The following is a 17,805-nucleotide window of genomic DNA, read 5'->3' on the forward strand; positions in this document are numbered from 1 at the left end:
ACCATCGAGTACGGGACGCGCCCTTCCTTGTTTGGAAGGGTGATGGGGGCGGCGCTGCGGGACATTGACGCCGTCAAGCACCCGGGACCGGAGCCGGATGTCACCGGACGCATTGTCTGTGGGGAGATACTGCATGAACCAGACCCTTCCGGGGGCGGCGAGGATCGCCGGCCTCGAAGTCTATGTGCCGCCAGGACGGCTTGGCACCGCGCAGCTGGAGCAGCAGCTCGCTGCCGCCAGTCCAGGTTTCCGCGTCCCGAAGGGCCTGATCGGCAGGCTCACCGGGATCCGCAGCCGGTCCGTCATGGCGGCGAACGAGCAGGCCTCCGACCTTGCGGCAGTAGCCGCCGCGAAACTGCTGGCGGACCGCGGACTCCAGCCCGCCGACGTCGACCTCCTCCTTTTTGCCTCCGCCAGCCAGGACATGGTGGAACCGGCCACCGGGCACATGGTGGCCGCAAAGCTTGGCATGGGCTGCCCGGTGATGGACATCAAGAACGCCTGCAACAGCCTCCTCAACGGCCTGGAAGTAGCCGACGCGCTGATCGGCTCGGGACGCTACCAGCGCGTTCTCCTGGTCAGCGGGGAGTCGCCCTCCAGGGCGGTGCGGTGGTCCGTCCCGGACCAGGAGACGTTCGCCGCGGCCTTCCCTGGCTACACCATGAGCGACGCCGGGTGTGCGCTGCTGCTGGAACCGGCAGACCCCGACGACGACGCCGGGGCCCGGGTGCTGGGCATGGGGTTCACCGCGAAGAGCAGCCACTGGGCTGTGGGAACCCTCGCCACCGGCGGCTCCGTTGCCCCGCGGGACCTCGAGGCGACGTATTTCAACATGGACGGCGAAAAGCTCAAGGACGCCTTCCTTGACCTCGGGCGGGGAATCCTCGACGAGACCCTGGAGCGGGTGGGCCTGGCATGGGCCGACTTCGCAGTGGTGTGCGTCCACCAGGTGAGTGCGCCGTACCGGGACATCTTCGCCCGCGGCGCCGGGGTGCCGCAGGACAAGCTCGTCAGGACCGTGGAGGAGTACGGCAACATGGCCTCGGTCAGCCTGCCCCTGCAGCTGAAGGTGGCACAGGACCTTGGCCGCTGCGGACCCGGCGACCTGGTGGCACTGGTGGGTCTGGCCGGCGGCGTGAGCCTGGGCATCGCCGTGGTGCGGCTGTGACGGCCCCGGGCGGCGAACCGACTGCCCCGGGCGGCCAACCGCCGGTGCGGGCGCTGTGTGTCGCGATGCCGGCGCTCAACGAAGAGAAGCTGATCGGCCAGTCACTGCAGGCGCTTGCCGGCCAGCGGCACAAAGACTTCACGCTCGTGGTAGTGGACAACGGGTCCACTGATGCCACCAGGTCAATCGTCGCCGACTTTGCCAGGCTTCACCCGGCCATGGATATCCGTCTGCTCCGCGAGCCGCAGAAGGGCACCGGAGCCGCCGCGGACACAGGCATGCGCTTCGGCGCCCTGAACGGCGCCCGGTGGCTGGCGCGCACCGACTCGGACTGCCTCCCGGCTGCTGACTGGACACTGCGCATCATGGAAGCGTTCGACGACGGCCTGGAGATGATTGCCGGCCAGCTGAACCCGCGGCTGGATGAAGGCCTGGCCCGGAACAGCCGCTGGTTGATGCTCCTGGCCGTCGAGGTCGCGTCGTTCTTCGGCCGCATCCGCCCGGGAAACAAGGGGGAGGGCTACCTTGGCCCCTACCAGATGCTGCCCGGGTGCAACATGGCCATCACCGCAGAGCTGTATCTGCGCTCGGGCGGGTTCCCGCGCACCAGCATCGAGGAGCTGCACGAGGACCGTGCGCTTTCCAACCGGGTCCGCAAGCTCACGCGCTCCTATGCCCTCCGGCGCAACGTGGTGGTGTTCGGCTCCTCCCGCAGGGTTCAGGCCTGGGGCCTGCCCAACACCCTCGCCTGGTACGCGGACCACCGGTTCCGCCCGGACCACGTGGACATCCGGTGAGTGGCGTTTCGGAACGCGCGGTGACGGGGCAAGCGTCCGCCCGGGAGTCCGGCACCGGCCGCCTGGCCATGTGGGAGCGGCGGCTCCACGTCGGCGCCCATCCTGTGGCCTACCCGCTGCTCCGCGGGCTGGGGAAGCTCCGGCCCGTTGTCCGGCTGCCCGGCCTGGGCGTACTCGTCAGCGAGGCCTCCCTGGTCAGGGAAGTGCTGATGGATGCCAGCTACTCGAAGTCCGGGGCCACGGCTTCCGGCGCTCTCTGGACCCCGGTGGTGGGTCCCCGTGCCCTGCTGAACATGCACGGGGAAGAGCACCTTGAGCTGCGCCGCCGCCTCAACGGCCTCTTCACGCCGCGGGCTGTCGAAGCCATCGTTGCCCCGGCGGGCGAGCGGCTGCGCGGGCGGCTGGCCGCAGGGCTGGAGCATGGCGGCTCGGTGGAGTTCGTCGGGCTGGTCAAGGAACTGTCCGGGGGAGTGATCAGCAGGCTGCTGGGCGTCCCGGACGATGCGCCCGGCCGCCTGCCGGACAGCGACCTCTTCACCCTGGGCACCTCCATCACCTCGCTGGTGCGGCTGGGGCGGCCTGGGCTGGCGCCGGCTCAGGTCGCACAGGCGAAGGCCGCCGTCGAAATTCTGGCCGGACCCGTACGGAACGCCTACCGCAGCGACGATCCCTCCACTTTTCCGGGCCGCCTCCGGGTCCTGGGGCTCGGGGAGGACGAAGCAGTGGGGATTGTCAGTGCCTTTGTGATCGCCGGGACCGAAACCCTGGTGTCCTACGTTCCGCGGCTCGCCGCCATGCTGTTCGACGACGGCAGGCTGCCCGCGCTGTCAGCTGACCGCAGCGGGCTCCCCGACGCCGTCACCGAGGGCCTGCGGTACACGGCGCCGTCGCCGATGATGCTCCGTGAGGCCACAGCGGCCGGGCGGCTGGGCGGTATCCGGATCAACCCGGGGGACCGGATCCTGCTGTCGACGGTGCACGCCGTCAAGAGCCTGGGCGGTTTCGACCCGGGAACGCCCGTCCCGCCGGCGGCCCGCCAGCTGTGGTTCGGGGCGGGGGCCCACTTCTGCATCGGGATGCCGCTGGCTATGGCCGAAATCAACTGCGCCTTGACCGTGCTGCTGGACGAGTACGCGCGCTGCCCGTGGCGCATCCGCTCACGGACCGTGAGCCGGAACGTACTTATTCCGCACTACAAGTCCTTGGAGCTGACCCGTGCCAACTGACCTGCCGGACGACCTCATCGCCGCTGTGTATGACGCTGCTGCGATGTACCCGGACCACCCGGCCATCACGGCACCCGGCAAACGCGGCGGAAAGCCGGGGAAGACCATTAGCTACCGGGACCTTGCCGCCGGGATTGAATCCACCGCGGCGGGCCTGCGGCGCGAGGGATTCGGTCCGGGGGAGCGCCTGCTGTTTTCCGTACGGCCGGGGCCGGCGGCGTTCACGCTCGCCCTGGCCGCAGTCCGGGCCGGCGGGGCCGTCGTATTCATCGACCCGGGGGTTGGCCCCGAACTCTTCCGGAGCAGGACGGCGCTCGCATCGCCGCGCTGGGCGGCCTCCGAGTCGCTGCTTTATGCGCTCAGCGCGCCCGGGCCGCAGCGGCGCCTTGCCCGGCGGCGCGGCCTGCTGCTTCCGGACTACGCCACAATGGAGGTCCGGCACTTCCACTCCGGCCCGTGGCTTCCGGGGGTCCCGTTCACGTCGACCAACATCCGTGCCCTGTCCCGAAACGCTTCCCGTGGAAGCAAGTACGACGGCGGCGCTCACGACGGCGGCATGCCGGACGGTCCCCCGCCGGTCGAAGCCGCACCGGGGCAGGAAGCGGTCATCATCTTCACGTCGGGCACCACCGGGAAGCCGAAGGGCGTGGTGCACAGCCGCGGAACCCTGGCGGCCGGTTTCGGCCAGTTGAGCACACGCTGCACGTTCGCCGCCGGCGACCGCATCCACTCCGAACAGCTGATGATGGGCTTGCCGGCCCTGATCGCCGGCGCCCACTGGACCATGCCGGCGTACGGGTTGTCCGCCACCATCGATCCGGTGCGGTTCGCGGCAGAACTGGGACCGGCGCCGGGCCGGAAGGCGGCCACCCATGTGTTCCTGGTGCCGTCACAGCTGGCGCCGATCCTGGACGCCGTGGAATCAGGACAGCTGGCGTGGCCGGGCACCCTGAAAACAGTGATGCTGGGTGCCGCGCCCGTGCTGGCCCCGTTCCTGGCGCGGGCTGCCCGGCTCCTGCCGGGAGTGCGTTTCCACTGCATCTACGGGATGACCGAAGTCCTGCCCATCGCGATCGCCGACGGACGCGAGAAACTGGACTTCGCGTCCGGACGCACCGCGGAATTCCGGACCGCGGACGGTGCCGGCGAGGGCGACTACCTCGGCGGTCCGCTGCCGGGCGTGCGCTTCCGGGTGGCTGAGGACCATGAACTGATCGTCTCCGGGCCCAACATGTGCCTGGGTTACCTTGGCGAGGACACCATGGACGAGCACGCCACCGGCGACCTCGTGCGCGTGGACCGCGGCCCGGCCGGCTCTACCGGGACGCCGAGGCTCGTCCTACTGGGGCGCAAGAAGGACATGATCATCCGCGGCAAGACCAACATCTACCCGGGCCTGTACGAGCCGGTCATTGCCGGCATCGACGGCGTGGCCCAGGCAGCGATGGTCGGCGTCCCGGACGGCATCGGCGACGAAACGGTGTGGCTCGCCGTCGAACCGCGGCAGGGACAGGACCCGGCGGCGTTGCTCCGGACCCTGCACCGCGAGCTGCCCCTGCTCATTGACGAATCGGCTCTGCCCGACCGGATCGAGGCCATGCCCAGGCTTCCGGCGTCGGGGCGGCACCGCAAACCGGACCGCGTGGCGCTGCGGGCGCTGTTCTCGGACCGCCTGACTCATGGGAGCCCGCCGTACGGGAGCCCGCAGCGAGACCGGCCCTCGGAGGAGACGCCATGAGGATCGCCGTGACCGGGGCCAGCGGATTTGTCGGCGGCGCTGTTGCCGAAGCTGCCGAGGATCGCGGTTGGGAGGTGGTCCGGTACGGCCGGCGCCGGCTCCCGGGCGTAACGGTGTGGGACCTCAGCGCAGGGCCGCTGACAAGCCCGCCGGAAGTGGACGCCGTCGTGCATTCCGGAGCGCATGTGGCGGACTGGGGGCCTCCGCAGCTTTTCCACCGCGTCAATGTCCACGGGACCGAAGCTGTTGCGGCTACCTTTCCCCGTGCGCGGCTGGTCCACATTTCCAGTTCCAGCGTCTATCCATGGTGGCAGCCGTGCGTCGACCGGCCGGAGGAGCCGGTCGCCGGCCGGTACCTGAACGCCTACGCCAGTTCAAAGGCCCTTGCCGAGGCAGCGGCGGCACGGCACGGCAATGCGCTGATCCTCCGGCCGCACGGTGTCTACGGCCGGGGTGACCGGACCCTCCTGCCCCGCCTCATGGGCAACGTGAACAATAACAGGCTGCTCAGCGTCGGCGGCCCGGATGTCCTGCACCAGCTGACATCCATCGGCAACCTGGCCCGGGCAGCGCTCGCCGCCTGCACCGCGGACGCCACCGGTCCCGTCAACGTGGCGGACCAGCGGCCTGTGGCCCTCGGAGGAGTCCTGCGGGAAGTGCTGGACGCTACTGGCCGGTCCGACGTCGAACTCGGCTTTATCCCGATGCGCGCGGCGATGACATTGGCGGCGTCGCTCGAGGCGATGGCGGGCGTGACACGCAGGCCGCCGCGGCTGACGCGCTACGCAGTCAGCCAGCTCGGCTTCGAACGCACTTACTGCACGCGCCGCCTGCGGGACGAGCTGGGAGTTGACCCTGTCCCGAGCAGCTTCGCAAGTGCGGGAGAATGGATCAGAGACCTGGGATGAAACCATCCCGCCAGCGAGACGAAGCACTGAGGTATAAATGGCATTCGGACAGCCCCGGATTGAATACAAGACCAACGCCCAAATGCGCATCATGCATGAGGCCGGCCTGGTCCTGAGCCGTGCGCTGGACGCCGCCGTGGCCGCCGCAGTCCCCGGTACCACCACGGCCCAGCTGGACGCAGTATTCCGCGCAGTCCTCGACGAGGCGGGCGCCAAGTCCAACTTCCTCGGCTACCACGGGTTCCCGGCCACCATTTGCACCTCCGTCAATGAGGAAGTGGTCCACGGCATCCCGGGCAGCCGCGTGCTGAACGACGGCGACATCATCTCGATCGATGGCGGCGCCATTGTGGACGGCTGGCACTCCGACTCCGCCCGCACCGTGATTGTCGGGACCCCCGATCCCGAAGACGTCCGGTTGTCCGAGGTCACCGAGGAGGCCATGTGGCGGGGGATTGCCGCGCTGGCCACCGGAAAGTTCGTGGGCGACATCGGGAACGCGGTGGACGACTACGTTTCCTCCGTGCAGGGCAAGCCGCTGGGCATCCTGGAAGACTACGTGGGCCACGGCATCGGCTCCGAAATGCACATGGCGCCGGACGTGCTCAACTACCGCACCAGCCACCGCGGTCCCAAGATCCGTCCCGGGCTGTGCCTGGCCATTGAGCCCATGCTGGTCCGCGGCAGCATTGAGACCGCCGTGCTCGAGGACGACTGGACCGTAGTCACCACCGACGGCAAGCGCTCCTGCCAGTGGGAGCACTCCGTTGCCGTGCATGAAAAGGGCATCTGGGTTCTTTCCGCGCCCGACGGCGGTGCGGAGCGGCTTGCGCCGCTGGGCGTGGTCCCGGTCCCGATTCCGTAAGTCCCCGGCACACGGCGTCGCGCCCCGCTCCGGCGTCGCGCCCGCAGCTCCGTCCCGCCCGGCCGCGAGGCGACGCGACGCGCAAATACGCCCTCGACGCGCAAAATCCCTGGCGCACCCGAAATAACGGGTGCGCCAGGGATTTTGCGTAGCGCAGGACGTTTTGCGCGTCGAGTCCGCGAGTCAGGTAAGGATGCGTCAGCTCTTCAGCTTGGGCTTGACGTCCTTCGTGTAGATGCCTTCCAGCGTGGACTTCAGCGCGGTCATGGTGGCCTTAACATCGCCCTGCTGGGTGAGGATCTTCGCCGCGGCCTTGGCCATCTCCTGGTCCGCACCCGGCAGGAACACGCGGGCGTTGTCCTGGACCTTGGTGGCCGCGAGCTGGTCCATGGCCGTCTTGATCTGCGGGGTCTTGGCCAGCACCGAGGTCATGTCGGCGGAGACGCGGGTGGGCATGTAGCCGGTGGCCGCTGAGAATTCCGCGGTGTTCTCCGGCTCGGTCATGAACTTCAGGAACGTGCCGGCCGCCAGCTGCACTTCCTTGCTGACGCCGCTGGGGATGCCCAGGCCGGCGCCGCCGGTGGGGCACACCCCGCTTTCCACCTTGGGCCCGCCCGGCAGGAAGCCCACGCCCACATTGAACTTGGCCGACTTCAGCACACCCAGCAGTGAGCCGGTGGACGAGATGGTGGAGGACGTGATCCCGGCGGCGAAGTCGTCAGCCGCCTCCTTCGAGGAAACACCCGCCCAGCCGTCCTTGTAGATGGAGTCCTGTGCCCACTGCAGCGCCGCCACGGATTCCGCCGAGTCGCAGTTGATGGTCCACTCGTTGGACCAGCTGCCGCCCCAGCCCCAGAGGTTGTTCTGCAGGGTCCAGCCCGCATAGCCCGCCAGTGCCGGGTAGATGTAGGCGTACTGCGCGCCCGAGCTGGACTTCAGCTTTGGTGCCCACTCGGCGAACTCCTGCCAGGTCTTCGGTGCGCGGTCAGGCAGCCCCGCAGCCTTGAAGTGGTCCTTGTTGTAGTAGAACAGCGGAGTGGAGCGGCCGTAGGGAAGAGCCCACTGCTTGTCGTCGTACTGGTAGTCCGCCACGAGGGACTTCTGGAAATCGTCCACCTTGATGTCCAGCTGCTTGACCAGGCCGTCCAGCGGGATGATGTTGCCGTTGGTGAAGTAGCGGAACCACCAGACATCCGAAAGCACCACAACGCCCGGCAGTGCTTCCTTGGCTGCCTGTGAGGTCTGGAACTTCTGCGCGATTTCCTCATAGTTGGCACCCGCCGTCACCAGGTTCACCTTGATCTCCGGGAACTTGGCATGGAACTTCGCGATGATGGACTTCTCCACGTCCTGGGATTTGCCCGGGTGGCTGGTCCAGAAGTCGATCGAGGCGGCGGGCTTCACACCGCTGAAATCGATCTCGGCGGCTTCGCTCGCCGGAGTTGTTCCGCCGGTGGACGGGCCGCCGCAGGCTGCCAGCGCAGCGGCGCCGGCTCCTGCACCGGCAAGCCCCAGGAAATGCCTGCGGTCAAGATTCATACCCATTGTGGATCCTCTCAAAGGTGATTGCTCATGCTGACTCGTTGTACGGGTTGGATGACAGGTAGTGCGGGGAAAGCGGGCCCTAGCCGGTGACGCTGCCCTGGGTAAGGCCGGCCACGATGTAGCGCTGGAGTGCCGCGAACACCACCAGGATGGGGACGATCACCAGCACGGCTCCCGCCATGAGGATGCCCCAGCCGGAGCCGTTGCCCTCGGAGTTCTGCAGCAGGGTGAGGCCTACAGGGAGCGTCATGGTTTCCGGGCGGTCCGTGATGATGAGCGGCCAGATGTAGTCGTTCCATTCGCTGACGACGGTGACCAGGGCAACCGTGGCGATCGAGGGGACGGACACCGGTACCACGATCCGCCAGAGCCGCCGCCAGTGGCCGGCGCCGTCGATCTCCGCGGATTCCAGGATGGAGGCCGGCAGGGTCATGAAATGCTGCCGCAGCAGGAAGGTGCCGAAGGCGGTTCCCAGGCCGGGCAGGATGATGCCCCAGAGGGTGTTCTTGCCGCCCATGCCGGCAATGAGGATGTAGTTCGGCAGGATGGACACCTGCGGCGGAACCATCAGCGCCACGAGGATCAGCACGAAGATGGCGTTCTTGAACGGGAATCGGACGAACACCAGGGCATAGGCGGTCAGGATGGCCAGCAGCACCTTGATGGTTGCACCCACCAGCGTGACGATGGTGCTGTTCAGGAAGAACTGCGCGAACGGCACCGTGGTCATGGCGATGTTGTAGTTCTCCAGGTTCACGCTCTCCGGGAGGATCTTCAGGTCCATGGTGATGATCTCGCCGGGCTGTTTGAACGAACTCAGGATCATCCAGAGCAGCGGCAGGAACACCACCAGGGTGGCCAGGATCAGCGGAACGTAGCCGCCGGCAATCGTTTGGACAATGTTGGCGCGGGAGAAGGGGCGGTGCGTGCTCATGAGTAGTGCACCTTCCGTTCGACGAACCGCAGCTGCAGCACGGTGATGATCAGCAGGATGGCGAAGAGCACCACTGAGATGGAGGCCGAATACCCGGCCCGGTTGAAGGCTCCGAACGCCTGGAGGTAGGCCTCGTAGATCAGCGTGCTGGTGCCGTTGCCCAGGGGCGTCATGATCCTGATCAGGTCGAACGCCTGCAGCGAGCTGAGCATGGTGGTGATCAGCAGGAAGAACGTGGTGGGGGAGAGCAGCGGGACGGACATGCTCAGGAAGCGCCGGAACCCGTTGGCGCCGTCCAGGGAAGCAGCCTCCATAACGTCCTGCGGCAGCGACTGCAGCCCGGCGAGGTAGACCACCGCGCAGTAGCCCAGGTTCTTCCAGACGTACACGATGATCACCATCACCAGGGACAGCTGCGGATCGTTGATCCATTGCGGGCTTTGCTGGCCCAGCCCGCGGAGCACCCAGGCGAGGACGCCGTAGCCGGGATCGAAGATGAACAGCCAGACCAGGCCCACGCCCACGCCGCTGAGCACATAGGGTGCAAAAACCGCGGACCGGGCAAAAGTGGTGCCGCGGACCTTGGAGTTCAACGCGAGGGCGATCAGCAGGCCGAGCACCATCGAGCCGCCCACGGTGACAAGGGTGAAGACAGCGGTGGTCCCCAGCACCTTGGCGGCATCGGCACTGGTGAAGAACGTGACGTAGTTGTCCAGCCCCACCACGGTGGCCGACGCCGATCCCAGCGTCCAGTCCAGCGTGGAGTAGTAGATGTTGTTGATGAGCGGGAGGTACGTGAAGACCCCGATCAGCACAAGGTTGGGCAGTGCGAGGGCCAGGAAGACGAAGAAGTCCCGGCGGGTCCTGCCGGACCATTTCGGCCGGCGCCGCGGGGCCGGAACGGCTTCCACGACGGCGGGTGGCCTGTCAGTCAGTTGTCTTGTCATTCGGTCTCTAACGGATCCGGGCCCGCTCGAGGCAGGCCGGTGGACGTGGGGATTTAGCTTCACTTCACCACATGGTTGGTGGGCAGAATCCCGCACTAGCCCTCGTCAGAGGATTGTTAGTCAAGGCTTCCTTGCCCGTTAACGCCGTGTTGCTGGCAGTATTGCATAACGTTTGTTTTGGAGGCCGGAGTTGCTCCCGCGGGTCGCCGAACTTTTGGGAGCGGACACTCGATTCCGCGCAGGCGCACAATGGAGCCATGGGATCAATTACCGATGTCACCGGAATCAGGGTCGGCCACACGCAGAAAATTGGGTCGTCGGGGTCGTCCGACGGCGGGACGTCCGACGGCGGCTGGCTCACCGGGGTGACCGTGGTGCTGCCGCCGCCCGGAACCGTCGGTTCCGTTGACGTCCGCGGCGGAGGCCCGGGCACCCATGAGACGGATTCCCTGGACCCCACCACACTCTCGCAGCGCGTGGACGCCGTGGTGCTCACCGGCGGCAGCGCCTACGGGCTGGTGTCCGCCCACGGCGCCAAGCGCTGGTGCGAGGAAGACGGCCGCGGGCTGCCCGTGCCGGGCGGACTCGTGCCGATCGTCCCGGCCGCCGCCATCTTCGACCTGGGCCGCGGCGGTGACTTCACCGCCCGCCCCGATGAGGAGATGGGTTACACGGCCGCTGCCGCCGCTGCCGCCCAAAAGGACGGTCACGACGTCGAACGCGGCAACGTGGGAGCCGGCACCGGAGCCGTCCTCGGCCGGGGGCAATACAAAGGGGGAGTCGGCACAGCGTCCGTCACCCTCGACAACGGGGTAGTGATAGGCGCCATAGCGGTGGTCAACGCCGTGGGACTGCCTTTTGGCGCATCGCCGGAGCGGGCGGAACCCGGCAGCGTGCGTCTAAGCGACGAAGGAGCGAGCACGCCAAGGGTTTCGGCCGTTGCGGCGGAAGCCGGGCACGGCACAGATGCCGAAGCGCCGCCGCTCAACACCACGCTCGTCGTCGTCGCCACGAATGCTGTGCTGTCCAAGGCCGAGTGCAAGCGGACCGCCTCTGCGTGCCATGCCGGACTGGCCCGGGCGCTGAATCCTTCCCATACCCTCGCCGATGGCGACACCGTGTTCGCGCTGGCGACCGGCGCCGTCGAACTTGACCGCAGCACCGATGCCGCCCGGACGTTCAGCCTCATCACGCTGCAGAGCGCGGCAGCCGACGTCGTGACCGAGGCCATCCTGGACGGGGTCTCCCGGGCTGAAAGCGTCACAACCCCGGCAGGGGAATATGCTGCGTACGGCCCGGTAGTGCGCTACCATGGTCCGATTTAACATTCCTGCCAAGATGGCGTAATGTTGTCTGTTGGTTGTCTGCCCTGTTTGCGCCCTTTTGCGGTCGGAAGGCAGAAGCCAATCAATCAAAAACGTTCGCAGTCATGTCCGGTGCCAACCGGAAGGCTGTGACAACAACAGTTAGCGGAGGGTATGGCCAAGAAGGACGGGGTCATTGAGATCGAGGGCGTTGTGACTGAGGCGCTGCCTAACGCGATGTTTCGCGTTGAGCTCACCAACAAGCACATCGTTCTGGCGCACATCTCTGGAAAAATGCGCCAGCACTACATCAGGATTCTCCCTGAGGACCGGGTAGTGGTGGAGCTGAGCCCGTACGACCTGACACGTGGTCGTATCGTCTACCGCTACAAGTAAACACTGGGCGGCCAGAGCATTAGCCGAAGGCCGGGCCAGTAGACCAACTGCAACACGCAAAGGAACGCCATGAAGGTCAAGCCGAGCGTCAAGCAGATCTGCGAAAAGTGCAAAGTGATCCGCCGTAATGGCCGGGTCATGGTGATCTGCGAGAACCCGCGCCACAAGCAGCGCCAGGGCTAATTTCCTTCACGGGAAATCCTGGGTTGCTAACCCACGCAAGTAAATAAAGGCAGCACAAGCTGAACTGGGACATAAGCTCGAAAGAGCCCGGACAGCTAACCCCCGGTCGGAGGCTGGGGCCGCACTGAAAGTGCGGGTGTACTGCCTACGACCTCCGGTTTATACAAGGAGTACCGCCACTATGGCTCGTCTCGCTGGCGTAGACATTCCCCGCGAAAAGCGGCTGGAAATTGCGCTTACTTACATCTACGGCGTGGGCAAGACCCGTGCACACGAAACCCTGGCTGCTACCGGCATCAGCGCTGACGTTCGGGTCAAGGACCTGACCGACGCGCAGCTGGTTGAGCTGCGTGACTACATTGAAGGCAACTACAAGGTTGAGGGTGACCTTCGCCGCGAAGTGGCCGCTGATATCCGCCGCAAGGTTGAAATCGGCAGCTACGAAGGCCTGCGTCACCGCAAGGGCCTGCCCGTACGCGGACAGCGTACGAAGACCAACGCTCGTACCCGCAAGGGCCCGAAGCGTACCGTCGCCGGCAAGAAGAAGGCGCGTTAAATCCCCCGGGATTGACTCGTTTTCCCCCATAACTTTCTGTAGGAGAAATAATGCCCCCGAAGACTCGTGGCGCGGTTCGCAAGCCGCGTAAGAAGGACAAGAAGAATATCGCGCTGGGCCAGGCGCACATCAAGAGCACCTTTAACAACACCATCGTTTCCATCACGGACCCGAACGGTGCTGTCATCTCCTGGGCTTCCGCCGGTGAGGTTGGCTTCAAGGGCTCACGTAAGTCCACCCCGTTCGCTGCCCAGATGGCTGCCGAAGCTGCTGCAAAGCGCGCCCAGGAGCACGGCCTGAAGAAGGTTGACGTGTTCGTCAAGGGACCGGGTTCGGGCCGCGAAACCGCAATCCGCTCGCTGCAGGCCGCCGGCCTGGAGGTTGGCTCCATTCAGGACGTCACCCCCGCCGCGCACAACGGCTGCCGCCCGCCGAAGCGCCGCCGCGTCTAAGACGTATTCAGCAGTTGGAGCTTGCCCGGACCTTCACGGGTCCGGGCAGGCCCAGCCGCGTTAAGTCTTCAGACCGAATTTCCACCACCTGTGTTGCGTCATATAGCGGATGCTCGCCGAAAGGAAACCTAAGTGCTCATTGCACAGCGCCCCACCCTCTCTGAAGAGGTCGTCTCCGAAAACCGCTCCCGTTTCATCATTGAACCGCTGGAGCCGGGCTTTGGATACACTCTCGGAAACTCCCTCCGCCGTACCCTGCTCTCCTCCATCCCGGGCGCTGCTGTAACCAGCATCCGGATCGATGGCGTGCTGCACGAGTTCACCACGGTTCCGGGTGTCAAGGAAGATGTCACCGAGATCATCCTGAACATCAAGAACCTGTCGGTTTCCTCCGAGCACGACGAGCCGGTTGTTGCTTACCTGCGCAAGCAGGGCCCGGGAGTCGTCACCGCCGCGGACATCGCTCCGCCGGCCGGCGTCGAATTCCACAACCCGGATCTGCACATTGCCACGCTGAACTCGAAGGGCAAGTTCGAACTCGAACTGACCATCGAGCGCGGCCGCGGCTACGTTTCGGCAGCTCAGAACAAGTCCGGCGACTCCGAGATCGGCCGCATCCCGGTCGACTCGATCTACTCGCCGGTGCTGAAGGTTACTTTCCGCGTGGAAGCCACCCGTGTTGAGCAGCGCACTGACTTCGACAAGCTGATTGTCGACGTCGAGACCAAGCAGGCCATCGCCCCGCGCGATGCCGTTGCTTCCGCAGGCACCACCCTGGTGGAACTGTTCGGTCTGGCCCGCGAGCTGAACACCGCAGCTGAAGGTATCGAGATTGGCCCGTCGCCGACTGACGCTGCCCTGGCAGCCGACATGGCCCTGCCGATCGAGGATCTGGACCTGACCGTCCGTTCCTACAACTGCCTCAAGCGTGAGGGCATCCACACCGTGGGTGAACTCGTTGCCCGCTCCGAGGCCGACCTGATGGACATCCGTAACTTCGGTGCGAAGTCCATCGACGAGGTCAAGGCCAAGCTGGTTGAACTGGGCCTGTCCCTCAAGGACTCGCCTCCCGGTTTCGACCTGGCAGCACGCGCCGCAGCCATCGAAGAGGACGACGCCGCGTTCAGCGACGACGAGCTCTAACAAGCAGATCTTGGCCGGCTGGCTGGATGCACCACGTTGTGCGCAGCCCACCGGCTTCCATATGAGGAGAAACAATTATGCCTACCCCCACTAAGGGTCCGCGCCTCGGAGGCGGCCCGGCTCACGAGCGTCTTATGCTCGCGAACCTGGCAGCAGCACTGTTCGAGCACAAGCGGATCACCACCACGGTGACCAAGGCCAAGCGCCTGAAGCCGTACGCAGAGCGCCTGGTGACTTTCGCTAAGCGCGGCGACCTCGCTTCCCGCCGTCGTGTACTCGGCCTGATCAGCAACAAGGGCGTCGTCCACGAGCTGTTCACCGACATTGCACAGGCAGTGGAGAACCGCGATGGCGGCTACACCCGCATCACCAAGATCGGCAACCGCAAGGGCGACAACGCTCCCATGGCTGTCATCGAACTGGTCCTCGAGCCGGTTTCCGCAAAGCAGGCTGTAGTGGCTGAAGCTACTGCCGCTGGCAAGCGCGATGCAGACAAGGCTGCTCCGGCCGCCGAAGCTGTTGAGACCGAAGAGGCCGCTCCGGCTGCCGAGGTTGCCGAGACCGAAGCTGCCGAAGCCAAGTACGCCGGCTCGCACCCCGCCACCGCTGACAACGAAGCTCCCGAGGGCTTCCCCGTCAAGGGCAACGAGGACTCCATGAAGTTCCACGTTCCCGGCTCACGCTGGTACGACGCCACCACGGCTGAAGTTTGGTTCGACTCTGCAGAGTCCGCCGCAGCAGCAGGCTTCGCGCCTGCCGGTGGCGACGCTGCGCAGGCAGTCGAAGCTGAGTAATCAGGCTCTGACGCCGCAGTAGACTTATGTCTATGAACCACCAGAAACCCGCTGCCCCCGTTTTGGGGGGCGGCGGGTTTTTGCGTATCCGTTTGGATTTGGCGTACGACGGCGGCCCGTTCAGCGGGTGGGCAGTGCAGCCCGGACTGCGGACCGTTCAGGGTGTGCTGGAGGATGCCCTTGCCCTCCTGGTCCGGCGCAAGGTGCGGGTGACCGTGGCCGGCCGCACCGACGCCGGTGTCCACGCCCGCGGACAGGTGGTCCATCTGGACCTCACCGAAGAGGAGTGGCAGGGACTGAACCGCGGCGCAGAGCTGGATCCCGCCGTCGCCCTCCTGCGGCGCCTGCGCGGAGCACTGAGCAGGGGACTGGGCGACCTCACCGGCGCCATTGAGGTGCACAGTGTCACCGTGGCGCCCGAGGGGTTCGACGCGCGGTTCTCGGCGCTGTGGCGCCGGTACAGCTACCGCATCGCTGACGGTCCGGCGCTGTGGGACCCGCTGGGCAGGTACTCCACGCTCTGGCACAAGGAACAGCTCGATGTGTCGCTGTTGAACGAGGGGGCGTCCAAGCTCCTGGGGCTGCAGAACTTCCGTTCCTATTGCAAGCCCCGCGAAGGATCCACCACCATCCGTGAACTGCAGCGCTTTGAGTTCGCTCGGGGGAGCGACGGCGTCATCGTCGCCACCGTGCAGGCTGACGCGTTCTGCCACAACATGGTGCGGGCGCTGGTGGGCTCGGCCCTGTACGTCGGATCAGGTGCGGAGAAGCCGGGGTGGCTTTATGAGCGGCTGCTTGAGCAGAAACGCGACGCAAAGTCCGTGCTGTCCGCCCCGCACCCCCTGGTGCTCGAGGAAGTGGCCTATCCCTCGGACAGCGAACTTCTGGCCCGGGCCGAACTGACCCGGGCGCTGCGGAAGTAGGCGTGGCCGCTAGTGGGCCGGGCCGCTAATTTTTTGGTCAGCTAGAGGGCCGGCCGCTAGTAGCCCGGGGGAGGGTCTTCCGCCGGCAGGACCACAGTGAAACTACTTCCCTCGCCTGGCCGGCTGGTGCACGTAATGGAGCCGCGGTGCAGGTCCACGATGGCCTTCGTGATGGAGAGCCCCAGGCCGACGCCGGGGATGCCGGACTGCAGCACATCGCGGCTGCGGAAGAACCTGTTGAACACCTGCGCCGCGTCGGCCGGAGTCATTCCCATCCCGGTGTCGTCCACGCGCAGGTACACCTGCTCGGCTTCCGCCCGGGCCGTGACCCGGACCGTCCCGCCGTCGGGCGAGTATTTGATGGCGTTGGACAGGAGGTTGTCCAGGACCTGGCCGAGCCGGAGCGGGTCCACCTGCGCCCATAAAGGCACCGGCACGTCGGCACGAAGCGACACCTTGGCGGCGGCGGCATGTTCCTGCGCCGAACCAACGCAGAAATCCACCAGTCCGGACAAGTCCGTCCTCCGCGGATGCACCGGCAGCGACGCCGACGCCGACAGCAGCAGATCCGACACCAGGGTGAGGAGCCGTTCCGTGTTGCGCTGCGCCACCTCCAGCCGTTGAGCGGCCAGGGGCGGGAGTCCGTGCTCGCCGTCGAGCACCAGATCGAGGTTCCCTATGACGGAATTCAGGGGGGTGCGCAGTTCGTGGGTCACGTTGGACAGGAAATCGTCCTTGGCCGCCATCGCCTCCACCAGGCCGGTCACGTCATTGAACACCACCACGGCGCCGTTGAAGTCGCCGTCGTCATTCCTCAGGGACCGGGCCGCCGTGGAAATGGCCCGGCGCTGCGGTCCTTCACCGAACCAGACCAGGTAATCGGCAAAGGACTCACCCTGGGTGGCCCGGTAAACGGGACGTTTATCCGGGGCCAATGGCGATTTCCCGTCCTGGCTGAGGAGTGTCAGTTGCTCCTCGATTCTCGATGCCGGCAATTGATCCGAAAGACCTCCCGGGGACGCCGCGGCTTCCAGCTGGGATTGCCGGACATTTGTCAGCAGCCGGTCACCCTTGGCATTCACGGCGACAATGCCGACGTCGACAGTTTCCAGGATTGTGTCCAGCAGCTTTTCGCGCTCCTTGCTTTCCTCGAAGAGCGCACGCATTTCACGGTCCTTCGCCTCCAAATCCCGCTGTTGCAGCTTCAGGTTCACGCTGGCGAAGCGGATCGCGAGGGACACTGTGAGCATCATGAGCGGCAAAAGCAGCGCGGACGCCACGTCCGAGGCGGAAACCGCCGGAAGCCGGGAAAACAACGGGGGCAGGGAAATTAACAGGGGCCCGCAGAAGCTTAGGAAGAGGCTGCTCCGGGCGGGCAGCGACGAGGCGGACACCCAGATCACCGGGAAAATTGCCAGGACGCCGAGGCCCGGAACGCCGGGCGGCACGCCGAGGCGGGTCAGCCAGATGGCGATGAAATCAAACATGGGAATGAATAGCGGAACGTACGGCCCAAGCTTTTCCCAAGGCAGCAGGATGCATGCCAGGAAAAGGAGGGCGTGCATCCCCAAAGCCATCAGGAAGACGTCGTTGCCGAATATGCCGGGCCAAGCGAGGAATGCCGTGACTGCCAGTGCCAGGACCACAAATGAAAGCGGTAATTGGCACAGGATCACCTGGGTGCGAGGCCCCAGCGCACGGAAGAAACGGTCGGCGCTGGGAGCCAGCGATGTCTCAGCCACGCAGGTGGGCCCTGGTCCCCGCCCTGAGCACAACGCCGCCGGCCCACTCACCTTGGCCGGGCGAATGCTGGTGGCGAATGGTGGCAATCATGGGGCCCGGGCCTTTCTTGGACGTCATTGTTTACTGTGAAGTCATGCTAATTGACATTCATACATCTGCCACGGAAAAAGAGCCGCCAATAAG

18 protein-coding genes are annotated in these 17,805 nt (G+C 66.0%); 14 read left to right on the forward strand and 4 right to left on the reverse strand.

All coding sequences use genetic code 11. The annotated features are described in order from the left end of the window. Positions 1-133: 133 nt before the first annotated feature. The 6 genes from AC6JAC_RS06975 to map are packed head-to-tail and all read left to right on the forward strand — an operon-like array spanning position 134 to position 6,702. On the forward strand, positions 134-1,168 hold the full coding sequence (locus AC6JAC_RS06975; RefSeq protein ID WP_028269570.1) for a 3-oxoacyl-ACP synthase III family protein: 1,035 nt from the start codon (positions 134-136) through the stop codon (positions 1,166-1,168). Continuing rightward, a complete protein-coding gene (locus tag AC6JAC_RS06980; RefSeq protein WP_231511035.1) occupies positions 1,165-1,965 on the forward strand; it encodes a glycosyltransferase family 2 protein in 801 nt (266 codons plus the stop codon). The genes AC6JAC_RS06975 and AC6JAC_RS06980 overlap by 4 nt, the downstream gene beginning before the upstream one ends. Positions 1,966-1,985: 20 nt before the next feature. After that, complete coding sequence (locus tag AC6JAC_RS06985; protein ID WP_497964060.1) at positions 1,986-3,191, forward strand: cytochrome P450; 1,206 nt, start codon at positions 1,986-1,988, stop codon at positions 3,189-3,191. Then, on the forward strand, positions 3,181-4,929 hold the full coding sequence (locus AC6JAC_RS06990; protein WP_051628705.1) for a class I adenylate-forming enzyme family protein: 1,749 nt from the start codon (positions 3,181-3,183) through the stop codon (positions 4,927-4,929). Before AC6JAC_RS06985 ends, AC6JAC_RS06990 begins: the two co-directional genes overlap by 11 nt. Continuing rightward, positions 4,926-5,837 carry an NAD-dependent epimerase/dehydratase family protein gene (locus AC6JAC_RS06995; RefSeq protein ID WP_028269567.1) on the forward strand — a complete coding sequence of 304 codons (912 nt, stop codon included), beginning with the start codon at positions 4,926-4,928 and terminating at the stop codon, positions 5,835-5,837. Before AC6JAC_RS06990 ends, AC6JAC_RS06995 begins: the two co-directional genes overlap by 4 nt. Before the next feature lie 37 nt (positions 5,838-5,874). Next, positions 5,875-6,702 (forward strand): type I methionyl aminopeptidase, encoded by an 828-nt coding sequence (gene map / locus AC6JAC_RS07000; protein ID WP_347894823.1) that lies wholly within the window; start codon positions 5,875-5,877, stop codon positions 6,700-6,702. Between the two features lie 198 nt (positions 6,703-6,900). Here the strand turns inward: map and AC6JAC_RS07005 are convergent, their stop codons facing one another. The 3 genes from AC6JAC_RS07005 to AC6JAC_RS07015 all read right to left on the reverse strand — a co-directional run bounded on the left by AC6JAC_RS07005 (position 6,901) and on the right by AC6JAC_RS07015 (position 10,128). Continuing rightward, complete coding sequence (locus tag AC6JAC_RS07005) at positions 6,901-8,247, reverse strand: ABC transporter substrate-binding protein (RefSeq protein WP_497964063.1); 1,347 nt, start codon at positions 8,245-8,247, stop codon at positions 6,901-6,903. A 79-nt stretch (positions 8,248-8,326) separates the two neighbouring features. Then, a complete protein-coding gene (locus tag AC6JAC_RS07010; RefSeq protein WP_347894825.1) occupies positions 8,327-9,181 on the reverse strand; it encodes a carbohydrate ABC transporter permease in 855 nt (284 codons plus the stop codon). After that, entirely contained in the window at positions 9,178-10,128 is a 951-nt protein-coding gene (locus AC6JAC_RS07015; protein ID WP_347894827.1) for a carbohydrate ABC transporter permease, read from the reverse strand. The genes AC6JAC_RS07010 and AC6JAC_RS07015 overlap by 4 nt, the downstream gene beginning before the upstream one ends. A gap of 257 nt (positions 10,129-10,385) precedes the next feature. Between AC6JAC_RS07015 and AC6JAC_RS07020 the strand changes: the two genes are divergently transcribed. The 8 genes from AC6JAC_RS07020 (at position 10,386) to truA (ending at position 15,879) form a co-directional block, all read left to right on the forward strand. Beyond that, the gene (locus AC6JAC_RS07020) at positions 10,386-11,453 is read left to right on the forward strand and encodes a P1 family peptidase (RefSeq protein ID WP_497964066.1); all 1,068 of its coding nucleotides are present in this window, start codon (positions 10,386-10,388) and stop codon (positions 11,451-11,453) included. Between the two features lie 153 nt (positions 11,454-11,606). Continuing rightward, positions 11,607-11,828: a translation initiation factor IF-1 gene (infA, locus tag AC6JAC_RS07025; RefSeq protein ID WP_009358723.1), complete on the forward strand. Its 222-nt coding sequence runs from the start codon at positions 11,607-11,609 to the stop codon at positions 11,826-11,828. Positions 11,829-11,897: 69 nt separating this feature from the next. Beyond that, positions 11,898-12,011, forward strand: coding sequence for a 50S ribosomal protein L36 (rpmJ, locus tag AC6JAC_RS07030; RefSeq protein WP_009358722.1), 114 nt, complete (start codon positions 11,898-11,900; stop codon positions 12,009-12,011). A 181-nt stretch (positions 12,012-12,192) separates the two neighbouring features. Beyond that, positions 12,193-12,567, forward strand: a complete 375-nt coding sequence (gene rpsM, locus AC6JAC_RS07035; protein ID WP_003803743.1) for a 30S ribosomal protein S13 — start codon at positions 12,193-12,195, stop codon at positions 12,565-12,567. A gap of 50 nt (positions 12,568-12,617) precedes the next feature. Then, entirely contained in the window at positions 12,618-13,019 is a 402-nt protein-coding gene (gene rpsK / locus AC6JAC_RS07040) for a 30S ribosomal protein S11 (RefSeq protein WP_011692779.1), read from the forward strand. Between the two features lie 132 nt (positions 13,020-13,151). After that, positions 13,152-14,162: a DNA-directed RNA polymerase subunit alpha gene (locus tag AC6JAC_RS07045; RefSeq protein ID WP_011692778.1), complete on the forward strand. Its 1,011-nt coding sequence runs from the start codon at positions 13,152-13,154 to the stop codon at positions 14,160-14,162. Between the two features lie 77 nt (positions 14,163-14,239). Continuing rightward, the gene (gene rplQ / locus AC6JAC_RS07050; RefSeq protein WP_497964069.1) at positions 14,240-14,956 is read left to right on the forward strand and encodes a 50S ribosomal protein L17, sunset domain variant; all 717 of its coding nucleotides are present in this window, start codon (positions 14,240-14,242) and stop codon (positions 14,954-14,956) included. Positions 14,957-14,988: 32 nt separating this feature from the next. Continuing rightward, a complete protein-coding gene (gene truA / locus AC6JAC_RS07055) occupies positions 14,989-15,879 on the forward strand; it encodes a tRNA pseudouridine(38-40) synthase TruA (RefSeq protein WP_497964071.1) in 891 nt (296 codons plus the stop codon). A 56-nt stretch (positions 15,880-15,935) separates the two neighbouring features. Here the strand turns inward: truA and AC6JAC_RS07060 are convergent, their stop codons facing one another. Further along, a complete protein-coding gene (locus tag AC6JAC_RS07060; protein ID WP_028269559.1) occupies positions 15,936-17,621 on the reverse strand; it encodes a sensor histidine kinase in 1,686 nt (561 codons plus the stop codon). Positions 17,622-17,805: the final 184 nt, after the last annotated feature.

It is taken from the genome of Arthrobacter sp. KUASC02 (genome assembly GCF_059739395.1).